Source organism: Aeromicrobium sp. 50.2.37 (assembly GCF_024655735.1).
Classification (GTDB): domain Bacteria; phylum Actinomycetota; class Actinomycetes; order Propionibacteriales; family Nocardioidaceae; genus Aeromicrobium.
Map to the genome: position 1 here is coordinate 105,992 of NZ_JANLGG010000003.1, position 15,683 is coordinate 121,674.

Consider the following 15,683-nt stretch of genomic DNA (forward strand, 5'->3'; position numbering starts at 1 on the left):
TCCCCCCTCGAGCTTGTCGGCACCAAGGAGACCTCCTGATGTGGAAGAAGCGTTCGCTCGACCTGTTGCTGACCGTCGCCGGAGCCGTCGTCTGGGTCCCGGTCGTCCTCACGGTAGCCCTCGCCGTCCTCGTGTCGGAGGGGCGCCCGGTGTTCTACCGGTCACGTCGCCGGGTGAGCGTCGACGAGGTCGTGATGCTGACCAAGTTCCGCACGATGGTGCGCAACGCCGACAAGCTCGTGAACCGTGAGACGGTGCCGGTCGCGTCCGACACCCGCTTCCTCAACATCCCGGCCGACTCGCCGCTCTACACCCGCATCGGCCGCTTCGTGGAGCGCTTCGCGCTCACCGAGCTGCCGCAGCTCTGGCACGTCCTGCGTGGCGACATGAGCGTGGTGGGGAACCGTCCGCTGCCGCAGAACGTGATCGACTGCCTCCGCGAGGAGTACCCGCAGGTCTCCGACCGGTTCCTGACGCGTGCCGGCCTGACCGGCCCGGCCCAGCTCGTCGGCCGCGAGGCGCTCACCGACAGCGAGCGCCTCGAGCTGGAGGCGGCCTACTGCCGCGCCTGCCTCAACGGCTACCAGGCGAAGCTCGACGTCGTGATCCTGGCCGCGACGATCTTCGGGGTCCTCGGCATCGGCAAGCAGCTCGGCCGCCGCGACGTGATGGACCTGATCGCCCGTCACTCCGGCCGCCCGCGCACCGCCGCCGTCCTGACGCCGGCTCCCGCGCCCTCGGTGCTCGCACGGTCGCAGCCGTCCTGAGCGGTGCCCTCCGGGGCGCACCGGCCGACGCCGATGCGTCCCGGTAGGCTGTCGCCCGTCGTCCCCCTCGCAGGAGAGAGAGCTGCATGTCGCACGGATCGTCGCCCGCGTCCTGGACCGCCGTCCTGGTCTGCCTCGCAGGCTTCACCATCGGCGGGATCGCTCTGATCCCCGAGCCGCACTGGGTGCCCTTCACGATCGGCGTCGTGCTCGCGGTCGCCGCGGGTCCGATCGGCCTGATCATGTCGCGCATGGGTCTGGGCGTCGAGCGTGCCCCCGGCCACGGCGACCGGCCGCACGGCGTCGACGAGCACCGCGCGACCACCGACTGACGCACCGTGAGCCCCGACGTGCCCCAGGGGCCCCGCTACCCGCGCTACCCCGGGGAGCAGCCCGACGGCGCCGACCCGACGCCGACGCACGGCACGCCCTGGGCGGCGCCCGTGCAGCCGGACGTCCGTCCCGGCGTCCAGCCGGGAGCGCCGGCCTTCCCGGGGCAGGTCGACCGTTCGGTCCCGGAGGAGCCCGCAGGGTGGTGGATCCGCGTGCTCGCGTCGTTCGTCGACGGGCTCGTCGTGCTGGCACTGTCGATCGTGCCGATCGTCGGCGGGTTCGTGCTGCTCTTCGTCGACGCCGACTACGACGAGGTCACCGACGAGTTCACGAACACCAACCCGTGGGGCCTCGTGGTCGTCGGGCTCGGGTTCGCCCTGTACCTCGGGTTCGACCTGTGGAACCGCGGGCTGAGGGTGGGGTACCGCGGCCAGAGCCTGGGCAAGCAGCTGGTGGGCGTGCACGTCGTCGGACGTGACGGCGCACCGGTCGGCGCCCTCGAAGGATTCTTCCGGTGGCTCGTCGCCGGTCTGCTGCAGTGGACCTTCATCGGCCTGCTCGTCGACCTGCTCTGGCCCCTGTGGGACGGCCGCAAGCAGACCGTGCACGACAAGGCGATCAACACCTTCCCCGTGCGTCGCTGACGTCGGGACACGCCGCACGCCCGGACGTTGGACGTCCTGCCCGGTCCACGCTTGGATGGACATGAGCCGGGGCGACACCCGGCCCGACCGGAAGAGGACCCATGGAGCCGTTCCCCGCAAGCCCCGAGCCCGAGTACCGTCCCGACGCCAAGGGTCCGGCCCCGGCCTCGGTCCAGAACGCCGTCAAGCTCATCTGGGTCGGCGTCGCCGTCGGTCTGCTGAGCACCGTCCTGTCGATCCTGTTCGTCGACGACTTCGTGGACCAGATCATGGGGTCGGACTCCGGGCTCAGCGAGAGCCAGGCACGTGCCGCGTTCTACCTGAGCCTGGTCATCACCACGATCATCACCGTGGCCCTGACCGCGCTGTTCGCCTACTTCATCGGCAAGGGCGCCAACTGGGCCCGCATCGTCTACACCGTCCTCGGCGTGGTCGGCCTGCTGTTCACCCTGCCGGCGATCGGCAACCAGCCGGGTCTGTTCGTGATCTTCACCCTGGTGGGTCTCGCGATCACCGTCGTGACGATCTTCCTGCTGTTCCGACCGGAGTCCAACGCCTACTTCAAGAAGGCCTGATCTCGCCGGCGAGGCCCGGTCCCTCGTGACGCCGGCCCGCGACCTGCTCCGGTCGGGCCCCCTGTGGGGTGGCCTGGCCGGAGCAGTCGCGTCGGCGGTCGTGGCGGTGCGGGACCCGCACGTCCCGGGTGCCTACGGCACCTGTCCGTTCCTCGCGGCCACGGGGCTGCCCTGCGCCGGCTGCGGTGGACTGCGGGCCACGCACGACCTGCTCCACGGCGACGTGGGTGCGGCGTTGGCCCAGAACGCGCTCGCCGTCGGGCTCGTGCTCCTCGCCGCGATCGCCTGGACGCGGTGGGCCCTCCGGACCGCGAGAAGGGGTGCGGCACGGGCCTCGGGCCCTGCCCCCACCACCACGTCGGGCGGTGCCTCGACGACGCTGCTCCTCGTCGGGGGCGTGGTCGTCGTGGTCTTCACCCTCGTGCGGTGGACCCCGGCCGGGGGAGTGCTCGGACCCTGACCGACCCGCGGGGGCGATGCGGTCTACCCTGGTGGGCAGGAGAAGTGCCGACGACGAGGAGGTGGCCATGACCGTGCTCGACGACATCCTCGAGGGCGTCGCTGCCGACCGCGCCGCACGTCAGGCCACGTGCTCGCTCGACCAGCTCAAGGAGCAGGCGCTGCGTCAGCCCCCGGCGCTCGACCCGATGCCGGCGTTCCGGGCCGACGGCGTGAGCGTCATCGCCGAGGTCAAGCGCTCCAGCCCGAGCAAGGGCGCGCTCGCCGCGATCAAGGATCCCGCCGCGCTCGCCTGCGACTACGCCGCCGGTGGAGCAGCCGCCATCAGCGTGCTCACCGAGCAGCGCCGCTTCGACGGCAGCCTCGACGACCTGCGCGCGGTGCGTGCCCAGGTCGACGTGCCGCTGCTGCGCAAGGACTTCATGACCACCTCCTACGAGCTGTGGGAGGCCCGCGCCGCCGGCGCCGACATGGCCCTGCTCATCGTCGCGGCGCTCGACCAGGAAGCCCTCGTGAGCCTCGTCGAGCGTGCCCGGTCCATCGGGCTCACCCCGCTCGTGGAGGTCCACGACGAGGAGGAGGTCGAGCGGGCCCTCGACGCCGGGGCGCAGCTCGTCGGCGTCAACGCCCGCGACCTCAAGACCCTCGAGGTCAAGCGCGACACGTTCGAGCGTCTGGCTCCCCGGATCCCCGACGGCGTGGTCCGTGTCGCCGAGTCCGGCGTGCGCGGACCGCACGACGTGCTCGAGTACGCCCGCGCCGGTGCCCACGTGGTGCTGGTGGGCGAGACCCTCGTGCGGGGCGACGACCCGCGGGCCACGGTCGCCGACCTCGTGGCCGCCGGCGCCCACCCCGCCCTGCAGCAGAGGTCCTGACGTGGTCACGACGACGCTGCGGCGATGGTGACGGTCGCCGCGACCCCACCGTCACCCACCGCGCAGCCACGCCAGAGAAGGACCTCATGACCTACGTACAGCCGGACGCCACCGGCCACTTCGGCCGCTTCGGCGGTCGCTTCATGCCCGAGGCGCTTGTGGCGCCCCTCGACGAGCTGGCCCAGGCCTGGGCCGACGCGCAGGCCGACCCCGCGTTCATCGGCGAGCTCGACCGGATGTTCCGCGAGTACGCCAACGTGCCCAGCCCGCTCTACGAGGCGAGCCGCTTCTCCGAGGCCGTCGGCGCCCGGGTGCTGCTCAAGCGCGAGGACCTCAACCACACCGGCGCGCACAAGATCCGCAACGTCCTCGGGCAGGCGCTCCTGGCCAAGCGGATCGGCAAGCCGCGCGCCATCGCCGAGACCGGTGCCGGTCAGCACGGCGTCGCGTCGGCCACCGCGTGCGCCTACCTCGACCTCGACTGCACCGTCTACATGGGCGAGGTCGACACCGAGCGCCAGGCGCTCAACGTGGCGCGGATGAAGATGCTCGGCGCCGAGGTCGTGCCGGTCACCACCGGCAGCCGCACCCTCAAGGACGCCATCAACGAGGCGCTGCGCGACTGGGTGGCCAGCGTCGACCACACGTCCTACCTGTTCGGCACGGCCGCAGGCCCGCACCCGTTCCCGTCGATGGTGCGCGACCTGACCCGCGGCATCGGTGACGAGGCCCGTCGCCAGGTCCTCGAGATGACCGGCCGCCTGCCCGACGCCGCCGTGGCCTGCGTGGGTGGCGGGTCCAACGCCATCGGCCTCTTCACGGCCTTCATCGACGACGTCGACGTCCAGCTGCTGGGCGTCGAGGCCGGGGGCGACGGCTACGAGACGGGCCGGCACGCGTCGCCCATCACCGCCGGCGACGTCGGTGTGCTGCACGGTGCACGCTCCTACCTGCTGCAGGACGAGGACGGCCAGACCATGGAGTCGCACTCCATCTCGGCCGGGCTCGACTACCCGGGCGTGGGGCCGGAGCACTCCTACCTCGCGTCGATCGGCCGCGCCCGCTACGTGCCCGCCACGGACGCCGAGGCCATGTCGGCCTTCGACCTGCTCTGCAAGACCGAGGGCATCATCCCCGCGATCGAGTCCGCCCACGCCCTCGCCGGTGCGGTGACGCTGGCGAAGGAGCTCGGTCCGGACGCCACCATCCTGGTCAACCTCTCGGGTCGCGGCGACAAGGACGTGCACACCGCAGCCGAGTACTTCGGCCTCCTCGACGGCCCGGTCGTGCTCGAGGAAGGCGTGGAGGAGTGAGCGGGATCGACGACCTGTTCGAGCGCACGCGCGCCGACGACCGTGCCGCGCTCGTGGGGTACCTGCCGGCCGGCTTCCCCGACGTGGACACGTCGGTCGCCGCGCTCACGGCGATGGTCGAGGGCGGGTGCGACCTCGTCGAGATCGGTCTGCCGTACAGCGACCCGGTCATGGACGGCCCCACCATCCAGGCCGCGGCCGAGACCGCACTCGCGCAGGGGTTCCGCACGAGCCAGGCCTTCGACGTCGTGCGACGTGTCGCCGGGACCGGCGCCCCCGCGGTCGTCATGACCTACTGGAACCCGGTCGAGCGCTACGGCGTCGACCGCTTCGCCGCCGACCTCGCCGAAGCCGGGGGAGCAGGGCTGATCACGCCCGACCTCATCCCCGACGAGGCCACCGAGTGGGAGGCCGCGTCGCGCGAGCACGGGCTGGACCGCACGTACCTCGTGGCGCCGTCCTCGACCGACGAGCGGCTCGCGATGACCGCCGACGCGGCGAGCGGCTTCATCTACGCGACCGCCGTCATGGGTGTGACGGGCCAGCGCCAGGAGACCAGCTCACTGGCCCCCGAGCTCGTCGCCCGTCTGCGCAAGGTCACCGACAAGCCGGTGGGTGTCGGGCTGGGCGTCAGCAACGGCGCCCAGGCCCACGAGATCGCCCAGTACGCCGACGCCGTCATCGTCGGCTCGGCGTTCGTGCGGCTGCTGCTCGACGCGCCCGACGCCGAGAGCGGGGTCGCCGCCGTCGGCGAGCTGGCCCGTGAGCTGCGGGCAGGGGTCGTCCGATGACCATGTCGTCCGCCGCGGGTCTCGTGACCTCCATCCCCAGCCCGTCGACGGGTGTGTGGGAGATCGGACCCTTCCCGCTGCGTGCCTACGCCCTGGGCATCATCGTCGGCGCCCTGCTCGCGATCTGGATCGGCGAGCGCCGCCTCCAGGCCCGCGGCGGGCGCGAGGGCGCCATCAGCGACATCGCGATCTGGGCCATTCCGTTCGGCATCGTCGGTGCGCGGATCTACCACGTCGCCACCGACCCCGAGCTGTACTTCGGCGAGGGCCGTCGAGCGATCGAGGCGCTCTACATCTGGAACGGCGGCCTCGGCATCTGGGGCGCCATCGCCGGTGGTGCGCTCGGCGTGTGGATCGCCTGCCGTCGCTACGACATCTCCTTCCTGGCCGTGGCCGACGCGCTCGCGCCGGGACTCCTCGTGGCCCAGGCGGTCGGACGCATCGGCAACTACTTCAACTCCGAGCTGTTCGGCCGTCCCACCGACCTGCCGTGGGCGCTCGAGATCGCGCCGCAGAACCGCCCCGACGGGTACGAGCAGTTCGCGACGTTCCATCCCACCTTCCTGTACGAGATGATCTGGAACCTCGCGGCCGCGGCGCTCATCGTCGCGATCGACCGTCGCGTCCGCCTCACGGGCGGCCGGGCGTTCGCCCTCTACGTGATGCTCTACACCGCCGGCCGGTTCTGGATCGAGCAGCTGCGGATCGACACCGCGAACGAGCTCCTCGGCATCCGGCTGAACGTCTTCACCTCGGTCATCGTGTTCCTGGGAGCACTGGCGTACTTCCTCCTGGCGCGTCGACGCGAACGCACCTCCGCCGAGACTCCGTAGCCACACGGTCCGGGTGGCCGGGACGCCACCGGACCCGGGAGTAGTTTCGTCCCATGAGCACCCCTGAACCGCTGCCGGACCCGGGCGCGGTCTCCCACGAGCACCCCGACGTCAACGGCGGGTGGCTGCGGCCCGCCGTCTTCGGGGCCATGGACGGCCTCGTGTCGAACTTCGCGCTCATCATGGGCGTCACCGGAGGCAGCACCGAGCGCACCCCCGTGATCATCGCGGGGCTGGCGGGGCTGGCTGCCGGCGCGTTCTCGATGGCGGCCGGCGAGTACACGTCGGTCGCGAGCCAGCGCGAGCTGGCCCAGGCCCAGCTCGCGGTGGAGCGCGACGAGATCGTGCGCAACGGCCCCGCCGAGGAGGCCGAGCTGGCGGCCACGTTCGTGTCCAAGGGCGTCGACGAGACCACCGCACGGGAGGTGGCCCGGCAGGTGCACCTCGACCTGGACCACGCGGTCGCCGTGCACGCTGCGGAGGAGATGGGCATCGACGCCGACGTGCTGCCCTCGCCGATGGTTGCGGCGATGTCGTCGTTCGGGGCCTTCACCGTCGGGGCCCTGATCCCGCTCCTGCCGCTCGTGCTGGGGGCTGGCTCGTCGGTCCCGACCATCGTCGTGTCCCTGCTGGCGCTGTTCGGGTGTGGAGCGATCGTCACGCGGGTGACGAGCCGCGCCTGGTGGTACGGCGGGCTGCGCCAGCTCCTGCTCGGCGGAGCCGCGGCCGGCATCACCTACCTCATCGGCGAGGCGGTGGGGACACAGCTCGGGTGACACGGGGCCGGTCGGCCCTGCTCGCTCCCGGGTCGTCGTGCCTGTACAGTGACGATGCTGTCCTGGGCCAACGTCGTCCCACGGTCGGGCCACCGCATCGGTGGTCCAGCACCCATCCATGATGACGCGAGAAGGGACCTCTCGGTGAGCGCATCCATTCCTCCTGAGCTCCAGCAGCCCCGCACGGCCGGCCCGAAGTTCTCTGCCCCCAAGTTCTCGGCACTGCCCGCCGCCCAGGGCCTCTACGACCCGATGCACGAGCGTGACGCCTGCGGCGTCGCGTTCGTCGCGACGCTCTCGGGGGTCCCGAGCAACGAGATCGTCCAGCACGGCCTGACGGCGCTGCGCAACCTCGACCACCGCGGCGCGGTGGGCGCCGAGGAGAACACCGGCGACGGTGCCGGCATCCTCATGCAGGTGCCCGACCGGTTCGTCCGGGCGGTCGCGCAGGAGCAAGGGTTCACGCTGCCGGACGCCGGCCACTACGCCGTGGGACTGGCGTTCCTGCCGACCGAGCCCGAGGCCGCCGCCGAGGCGAAGCAGCGGGTCGAGGCGATCGCCGCCGAGGAGGCGCTGACCGTTCTCGGGTGGCGTCCCGTGCCCGTCAAGCCCGAGATCCTCGGGTCCATGGCCTTCGGTGCGATGCCGTCGTTCGAGCTGCTCTACGTGGAGTCCACCGACCGGTCGCGCGAGGGCATCGAGCTGGACCGGTTCGCCTACTGCCTGCGCAAGCGTGCCGAGCACGAGACCGGGGTCTACTTCCCGACGCTGTCGTCGCGCACGCTCGTCTACAAGGGCATGCTCACCACCGAGCAGCTCGACGAGTTCTTCCCCGACCTGCTCGACGAGCGCATGGAGTCGGCGCTGGCGATCGTGCACAGCCGGTTCTCCACCAACACGTTCCCCAGCTGGCCGCTCGCCCACCCGTTCCGCTTCGTCGCGCACAACGGCGAGATCAACACCGCGCGGGGCAACCGCAACTGGATGCGGGCCCGTGAGGCGACGCTCGAGAGCGAGCTGATCCCCGGCGACCTCAGCCGGCTGTACCCGATCTGCGACCCCGAGGGCAGCGACACGGCCTCGCTCGACGAGGTGCTCGAGCTGCTGCACCTGGGCGGACGCGAGCTCCCGCACGCCGTGATGATGATGATCCCCGAGGCCTGGGAGAACAACGACGTCATGGACCCGGCCCGACGGGCCTTCTACGAGTTCCACTCCTCGATCATGGAGCCCTGGGACGGCCCGGCGTGCGTCTGCTTCACCGACGGGACGCAGATCGGTGCCGTGCTGGATCGTAACGGCCTGCGGCCCGGTCGGTTCTGGATCACCGAGGACGGTCTCGTCGTGCTCGCGTCCGAGGCGGGCGTGCTCGACCTCGACCCCGCGACCATCACGCGCAAGGGCCGGCTCGAGCCCGGCAAGATGTTCCTGCTCGACCTCGACGAGCACCGCGTCGTCGAGGACGAGGAGATCAAGGACCGGCTCGCCGGTGAGCAGCCCTACGACGAGTGGCTCTACTCCGGGCTGGTCCGCTTCGAGGACCTGCCCGACCTCGAGCACATCATCCACACGCACGCGTCGGTCACCCGTCGCCAGCAGGTCTTCGGCTACAGCGAGGAGGACCTGCGGATCCTGCTCGCGCCGCTGGCCCGGACCGGTGCCGAGGCGATCGGCTCGATGGGCACCGACACGCCCATCGCCGCGATCTCGGACCGCCCGCGGATGCTGTTCGACTACTTCAGCCAGCTGTTCGCGCAGGTGACCAACCCGCCGCTCGACGCCATCCGCGAGGAGGTCGTCACGTCGCTCGCCGGCACCATGGGGCCGGAGGCGAACCTGCTCGAGCCGAGCCCGGCCTCCTGCCGCATGCTGCAGCTGCCGTTCCCGGTCATCGACAACGACGAGCTCGCCAAGATCCGGCACATGAACAAGGACGGCGACATGCCGGGGTTCAGCGTGCACGTGGTGCGCGGGCTGTACGACGTCAACGGCGGTGGCGAGGCGCTCGCCGCCACGATCGACGAGATCTGCGCCGACGTGTCGCGGGCCGTCGCCGACGGTGCGCGCATCATCGTGCTCTCGGACCGGCATTCCGACTCCGAGCGCGCCCCCATCCCGTCGCTGCTGCTCACCGCGGCCGTGCACCACCACATGGTGCGCGAGAAGCTGCGGTCGCAGGCCGGTCTGCTGGTCGAGGCCGGCGACGTCCGCGAGGTCCACCACGTCGCCCTGCTCATCGGCTACGGCGCCACGGCGGTGAACCCGTACCTCGCGCTGGAGTCGGCCGAGGACCTGGCGCGCGAGGGCAACTTCGTGCGCGACGTCGAGCCCCAGCAGGCGCTGCGCAACGTGGCCTACGGCCTCGGCAAGGGCGTGCTGAAGGTCATGAGCAAGATCGGCGTCTCGACCGTCGCCTCCTACACGGGCGCACAGATCTTCGAGTGCGTCGGCCTGTCCCACGAGGTCGTCGACGCGTACTTCACCGGCACGTCGAGCAAGCTCGGCGGCGTCGGGCTCGACGTCATCGCGGCCGAGGTCGCGTCGCGGCACGCCCGCGCCTACCCGTCCCAGGGCATCGTCGGCCGCCGGCGCTTCCTGGAGGTCGGCGGCGAGTACCAGTGGCGCCGCGAGGGTCCGGAGCACCTGTTCGACCCCGAGACGGTGTTCCGTCTCCAGCACTCCACGCGGTCGGGCCGCTACGACATCTTCAAGAAGTACACGCAGCGCGTGGACGACCAGTCCGAGCGGCTCATGACGCTGCGCGGCCTGTTCACCTTCAAGGAGGGTGAGCGTCCGCCCGTGCCGATCGACGAGGTCGAGCCGGTCAGCGAGATCGTCAAGCGGTTCTCGACCGGGGCCATGAGCTACGGCTCCATCAGCCAGGAGGCGCACGAGACGCTCGCCGTCGCCATGAACCGGCTCGGCGGCAAGTCCAACACCGGTGAGGGCGGCGAGGACCCCGAGCGTCTCTACGACCCCGAGCGGCGGTCCTCGATCAAGCAGGTCGCGTCGGGCCGCTTCGGCGTCACGAGCGAGTACCTCTCCAACGCCGACGACATCCAGATCAAGATGGCCCAGGGCGCCAAGCCCGGCGAGGGTGGCCAGCTGCCCGGCCCGAAGGTGTACCCGTGGGTGGCCAAGACACGGCACTCCACGCCTGGCGTCGGTCTCATCTCGCCCCCGCCGCACCACGACATCTACTCGATCGAGGACCTCAAGCAGCTCATCCACGACCTCAAGAACGCCAACCCGTCGGCCCGCGTGCACGTCAAGCTGGTCTCCGAGGTCGGTGTCGGCACGGTCGCGGCGGGCGTCTCGAAGGCCAAGGCCGACGTCGTGCTGATCTCCGGCCACGACGGCGGCACGGGCGCCTCCCCGCTGACGTCGCTCAAGCACGCCGGCGGACCGTGGGAGCTCGGCCTGGCCGAGACGCAGCAGACGCTGCTGGTCAACGGGCTGCGTGACCGCATCGTCGTGCAGTGCGACGGCCAGCTCAAGACCGGGCGCGACGTGGTGATCGCGGCGCTCCTCGGTGCCGAGGAGTTCGGCTTCGCCACGGCCCCGCTCGTGGTGAGCGGGTGCATCATGATGCGGGTCTGCCACCTGGACACCTGCCCGGTGGGCGTGGCCACGCAGAACCGCCAGCTGCGCGAGAAGTACTCGGGCAAGGCCGAGTACGTGGTGAACTTCTTCGAGTTCCTGGCGCAGGAGGTCCGCGAGTACCTCGCCGAGCTCGGCTTCCGGTCGATCGACGAGGCCGTCGGCCACGCCGAGGTCCTCGACGTCAAGAAGGCCGTCGACCACTGGAAGGCCGCGAGCCTCGACCTGTCGCCGATCCTCTACGTCCCTGAGCTGCCCGAGGGTGCCTCGCTGCGCAACACCACGGGCCAGGACCACGGCCTCGACGTCGCGCTCGACGCCGAGCTCATCAGGCTCTCGGCCGACGCGCTGGAGCGTGGGGAGCCGGTGCGGGCCCAGCTCGCGATCCGCAACGTCAACCGCACGGTCGGCACCATGCTCGGCCACGAGCTGACCAAGCGGTACCGCGGCGAGGGCCTGCCCGAGAACACCATCGACCTGACCTTCCTCGGGTCGGCCGGCCAGTCGTTCGGCGCCTTCGTGCCGCACGGCATCACACTGCGCCTCGAGGGCGACGGCAACGACTACGTGGGCAAGGGCCTGTCCGGCGGCCGCATCATCGTGCGTCCGCCGCGGGACGCACGGTTCGCGGCCGAGGCCCAGATCGTGGCCGGCAACGTGATCGGCTTCGGTGCCACCAGCGGGGAGATCTACCTGCGGGGCAAGGTCGGCGAGCGGTTCTGCGTGCGCAACTCCGGTGCGCGGGCCGTCGTCGAGGGTGTGGGGGACCACGCGCTCGAGTACATGACCGGCGGCACGGTGGTGATCCTCGGCCCCACGGGTCGCAACGTCGCTGCCGGGATGAGCGGGGGACAGGCCTACGTCCTGGACCTCGACCACTCGCTGGTCAACCCCGACATGGTCGAGCTCAACCCGGTCGAGGCGGGGTCCGAGGCGGCCGAGTCGCTCAGGACGCTCGTCGCCAAGCACCACGAGGAGACCGGCTCGGCCGTGGCCGAGCAGCTGCTGGGCGCGTGGGAGCAGTCGCTCGCACGCTTCACCGAGGTCATGCCCGTCAACTACCGCAAGGTGCTCGACGCCAAGGCCGAGGCCGAGGCCGAGGGCCTGTCCGAGGACGACACGACCGCACGCATGATGGAGGTGGCCGCACGTGGCTGATCCCCGAGGTTTCATCACGACCGCCCGAGAGGTGGCACCCCGTCGTCCCGTGGACGAGCGGGTCAACGACTGGAACGAGGTCTACCCCGGTGGGCCCGGCAAGGCGTTGCTCCCGATCATCTCCGAGCAGGCCGGGCGCTGCATGGACTGCGGCATCCCGTTCTGCCACCAGGGCTGCCCGCTGGGCAACCTGATCCCGGAGTGGAACGACCTGGTGTGGCGCGACGACTGGATCGAGGCGATCGACCGGCTGCACGCGACCAACAACTTCCCCGAGTTCACCGGTCGGCTGTGTCCCGCGCCGTGCGAGACGGCCTGCGTCGTCGGCATCAACCGCGAGCCCGTCACCATCAAGAACGTCGAGGTCTCGATCATCGACCGGGCGTGGGAGTGGCGCAACGTGCGTCCCGAGCCTCCTGAGTACCTGACCGGCAAGACCGTCGCGGTCGTCGGGTCGGGCCCGGCGGGTCTCGCCGTCGCCCAGCAGCTCACGCGGGCCGGTCACACGGTGGCCGTGTACGAGCGCGACGACAAGCCCGGTGGACTGCTGCGGTACGGCATCCCCGAGTTCAAGATGGAGAAGGTCCACGTCGACCGACGCATCGAGCAGATGCAGCGCGAGGGCACCGTGTTCCGCAGCGGCGTCCAGGTGGGTGACACGCTCACCGGCAGCCAGCTGCGCGACCGCTACGACGCCGTCGTCCTCGCCATCGGCTCCACGGTCCGCCGCGACCTGCCCGCCCCGGGCCGTGAGCTCGGTGGCATCCACCAGGCCATGGACTTCCTGCCGCAGGCCAACCGGGCCGCGCTGGGCGCCGAGCCGACGACGGACGGGTCGGAGCAGATCCTCGCCACCGACAAGGACGTCGTCATCATCGGCGGCGGCGACACCGGCGCCGACTGCCTCGGGACCTCCATCCGTCAGGGTGCGCGATCCATCACCAGCCTCGAGATCATGCCGCAGCCGGGGGAGGACCGCCCGGAGAACCAGCCGTGGCCCACCTACCCGATGACCTACCGGGTCGCGTCGGCGCACGAGGAGGGCGGCGACCGCGTGTACGCCGTCTCCACCAAGGAGTTCGTCGGCGACGACGACGGCAACGTCTCGGGTCTGCGCATCGTCGAGGTGGAGATGCAGGACGGTCGCTTCGAGGAGGTTCCGGGCTCGGAGAAGGTGCTGCCGGCCCAGCTGGTCCTCTTCGCGATGGGCTTCACCGGCCCGCAGCGCGAGGGTCTCGTCGAGCAGCTCGGTGTCGACCTCGACGAGCGCGGCAACGTCGTGCGCGACAAGAACTTCATGTCGTCGGTGCCGGGTGTGTTCGTCGCCGGCGACGCGGGCCGTGGCCAGTCGCTCATCGTGTGGGCCATCGCGGAGGGCCGCTCGGCCGCTGCGGGTGTCGATGCGTACCTGACCGGTGGGCACAGCCCCCTGCCGCGTCCGATCAAGCCGAACGACCGGCCGATGATGGTCTGAGGACCGCACGTCACGAGGACTGCGTCCGACGAGGGCAGCGTTCGACGAGGGTTGGGAGCGATGCTCCCGGCCCTCGTTCGTGGTCGGGGAGCCGCCGGTCGGGAGATTTGTTGCGCCGCACCACAAAGTGACTCGCGGGTACTGGTCCCACGTCGGTAGGGTCGGGGTGTGCGTAGAGCCAAGATCGTCTGCACGCTCGGACCGGCCGTTGCGACCGCCGAGCGCATCCTCCAGCTCGCCGAGGCGGGCATGGACGTCGCGCGACTCAACATGAGTCACGGCGACCATGCCGACCACGAGGAGAACTACGGCCACGTGCGCGCGGCCGCCGAGCGCACCGGCAAGGCGATCGCCATCCTCGCCGACCTCCAGGGCCCCAAGATCCGGCTCGGTCGGTTCGCCGACGGCCCGGTGGACCTCGCGCTGGGCGACCGGTTCACCATCACCGTCGACGACGTGCCCGGCGACGCCGAGCGCGCCTCCACGACCTACAAGGGGCTGCCGGGCGACGTCTCGCCCGGTGACGAGATCCTCGTCGACGACGGCCGCGTGCGCCTGCGCGCCGTGGAGGTCACGAGCACCGACGTCGTCACCATCTGCGAGACCGCCGGGCGCCTCAGCAACAACAAGGGCATCAACCTGCCCGGCGTCGCCGTGAGCGTCCCGGCCATGAGCGAGAAGGACATCGCCGACCTGCGCTTCGCGCTGCAGCTGGGCGTCGACTTCGTGGCGCTCTCCTTCGTGCGCAACGCCCGGGACGCCGACGACGTGCGCAGCGTCATGCGCGACCTCGACATCCACCGTCCGGTCATCGCGAAGATCGAGAAGCCCCAGGCGGTCGAGAACCTCGACGAGATCATGGACGCCTTCGACGGCGTCATGGTCGCGCGCGGCGACCTCGGCGTCGAGCTGCCGCTCGAGGACGTGCCGATCGTGCAGAAGCTCATCGTCGAGAAGGCGCGACGCAACGCCAAGCCCGTGATCGTGGCCACGCAGATGCTCGAGTCGATGATCTCGGCACCGCGCCCCACGCGCGCCGAGGCCTCCGACGTCGCCAACGCGGTGCTCGACGGGGCCGACGCGGTCATGCTCTCGGGCGAGACGAGCGTGGGGGAGTACCCGATCCAGACCGTGCGCACCATGGCCCGCATCATCGAGTCCACCGAGGACCACGGCCTGCCGCGCATGGCCGCCTACACCTGGCAGGCCAAGACCCGCGCCGGCATCATCTGCCGCGGCGCCGCCACGGTGGCCGAGTCCATCGACGCGCGCTACGTCGTCGCGTTCACGACGATCGGCGGCTCGGCCCGGCGCATGTCGCGGTACCGCTCGGCCATCCCGGTCATCGCGTTCACGCCCGACCCGCTCACCCGCAACCAGCTCGCCCTCACCTGGGGCGTGGAGACCTTCCTGGTGCCCGAGGTCAAGCACACCGACGAGATGGTGATGCAGGTCGACAAGCGCCTGCTCGAGGTCGCGCGCTGCACGCAGGGCGAGGAGGTCGTGATCGTCGCCGGTGCCCCTCCGGGCATCCCGGGATCCACGAACGCCCTGCGGATCCACCGCATGGGCGACGCGATCAACCGGGTCGTGCCGGCCTACGCGCACCCCTCCGACGAGGACTGAGTCGCCGCGCGCCGTCGCTCGACGAGCGCCTGTCCGGGTCCCGGCCTACGGTGGGACCATGACTGAATCGAACATGCATTCTGACGGCGACGACGCCACGAACTCGACGGGGGAGGTCCTCGGCGCCGACGCGGGCGGGACCACCGAGAAGGACCCGGAGGACTGGGTGACCGGCGACGAGCCCATGACCGGGGCACAGCGCAGCTACCTGGACACGCTCGCCCGCGACGCGGGGGAGACGCTGTCGGCCGACCTCACCAAGGCCGAGGCCTCCGAGCACATCGAGCGGCTGCAGCAGGAGACCGGTCGCGCCACGTCGACGTGAGCCTCGGCGATCCCGCCGGCGCGACGGTGCGGGGGTGGCGCCAGGTGGGGTGCCGACTGCGGGACTCGAACCCGCACGCCCTCTCGGACAACGGTTTTTGAGACCGTCGCGTCTACCATTCCGCCAAGTCGGCG

14 protein-coding genes and 1 tRNA gene are annotated in these 15,683 nt (G+C 71.1%); 14 read left to right on the forward strand and 1 reads right to left on the reverse strand.

Annotation, left to right across the window (positions count from 1 at the left end; all coding sequences use genetic code 11):
* The first annotated feature begins 38 nt into the window (after positions 1–38).
* From NUV38_RS02980 to NUV38_RS03045, 14 genes are all read left to right on the forward strand, one after another.
* Positions 39–767, forward strand: a complete 729-nt coding sequence (locus NUV38_RS02980) for a sugar transferase (protein WP_257727682.1) — start codon at positions 39–41, stop codon at positions 765–767.
* 86 nt (positions 768–853) lie between these two features.
* Positions 854–1,099: an HGxxPAAW family protein gene (locus NUV38_RS02985; RefSeq protein WP_257727683.1), complete on the forward strand. Its 246-nt coding sequence runs from the start codon at positions 854–856 to the stop codon at positions 1,097–1,099.
* Positions 1,100–1,105: 6 nt separating this feature from the next.
* Positions 1,106–1,744, forward strand: a complete 639-nt coding sequence (locus NUV38_RS02990; protein WP_257727684.1) for an RDD family protein — start codon at positions 1,106–1,108, stop codon at positions 1,742–1,744.
* Between the two features lie 101 nt (positions 1,745–1,845).
* Positions 1,846–2,319: a hypothetical protein gene (locus NUV38_RS02995; protein ID WP_257727685.1), complete on the forward strand. Its 474-nt coding sequence runs from the start codon at positions 1,846–1,848 to the stop codon at positions 2,317–2,319.
* Positions 2,320–2,344: 25 nt separating this feature from the next.
* Positions 2,345–2,779, forward strand: coding sequence for a DUF2752 domain-containing protein (locus tag NUV38_RS03000; RefSeq protein WP_257727686.1), 435 nt, complete (start codon positions 2,345–2,347; stop codon positions 2,777–2,779).
* A gap of 67 nt (positions 2,780–2,846) precedes the next feature.
* Positions 2,847–3,653 (forward strand): indole-3-glycerol phosphate synthase TrpC, encoded by an 807-nt coding sequence (trpC, locus tag NUV38_RS03005; RefSeq protein WP_055965843.1) that lies wholly within the window; start codon positions 2,847–2,849, stop codon positions 3,651–3,653.
* A gap of 86 nt (positions 3,654–3,739) precedes the next feature.
* Positions 3,740–4,966: a tryptophan synthase subunit beta gene (gene trpB, locus NUV38_RS03010; protein ID WP_257727687.1), complete on the forward strand. Its 1,227-nt coding sequence runs from the start codon at positions 3,740–3,742 to the stop codon at positions 4,964–4,966.
* Positions 4,963–5,757 (forward strand): tryptophan synthase subunit alpha, encoded by a 795-nt coding sequence (gene trpA / locus NUV38_RS03015; RefSeq protein WP_257727688.1) that lies wholly within the window; start codon positions 4,963–4,965, stop codon positions 5,755–5,757. Before trpB ends, trpA begins: the two co-directional genes overlap by 4 nt.
* Positions 5,754–6,590 carry a prolipoprotein diacylglyceryl transferase gene (gene lgt / locus NUV38_RS03020; RefSeq protein ID WP_257727689.1) on the forward strand — a complete coding sequence of 279 codons (837 nt, stop codon included), beginning with the start codon at positions 5,754–5,756 and terminating at the stop codon, positions 6,588–6,590. Before trpA ends, lgt begins: the two co-directional genes overlap by 4 nt.
* A gap of 53 nt (positions 6,591–6,643) precedes the next feature.
* Positions 6,644–7,366, forward strand: a complete 723-nt coding sequence (locus NUV38_RS03025) for a VIT1/CCC1 transporter family protein (protein ID WP_257727690.1) — start codon at positions 6,644–6,646, stop codon at positions 7,364–7,366.
* Positions 7,367–7,618: 252 nt separating this feature from the next.
* On the forward strand, positions 7,619–12,124 hold the full coding sequence (gene gltB / locus NUV38_RS03030; RefSeq protein ID WP_374625913.1) for a glutamate synthase large subunit: 4,506 nt from the start codon (positions 7,619–7,621) through the stop codon (positions 12,122–12,124).
* Positions 12,117–13,598: a glutamate synthase subunit beta gene (locus NUV38_RS03035; protein WP_257727691.1), complete on the forward strand. Its 1,482-nt coding sequence runs from the start codon at positions 12,117–12,119 to the stop codon at positions 13,596–13,598. Before gltB ends, NUV38_RS03035 begins: the two co-directional genes overlap by 8 nt.
* A 168-nt stretch (positions 13,599–13,766) precedes the next feature.
* On the forward strand, positions 13,767–15,224 hold the full coding sequence (pyk, locus tag NUV38_RS03040; protein ID WP_257727692.1) for a pyruvate kinase: 1,458 nt from the start codon (positions 13,767–13,769) through the stop codon (positions 15,222–15,224).
* Between the two features lie 58 nt (positions 15,225–15,282).
* Complete coding sequence (locus tag NUV38_RS03045; protein ID WP_257727693.1) at positions 15,283–15,549, forward strand: DUF3072 domain-containing protein; 267 nt, start codon at positions 15,283–15,285, stop codon at positions 15,547–15,549.
* Between the two features lie 50 nt (positions 15,550–15,599).
* Here the strand turns inward: NUV38_RS03045 and NUV38_RS03050 are convergent.
* Positions 15,600–15,682, reverse strand: a tRNA-Leu gene (locus NUV38_RS03050).
* Position 15,683 lies beyond the last annotated feature (1 nt).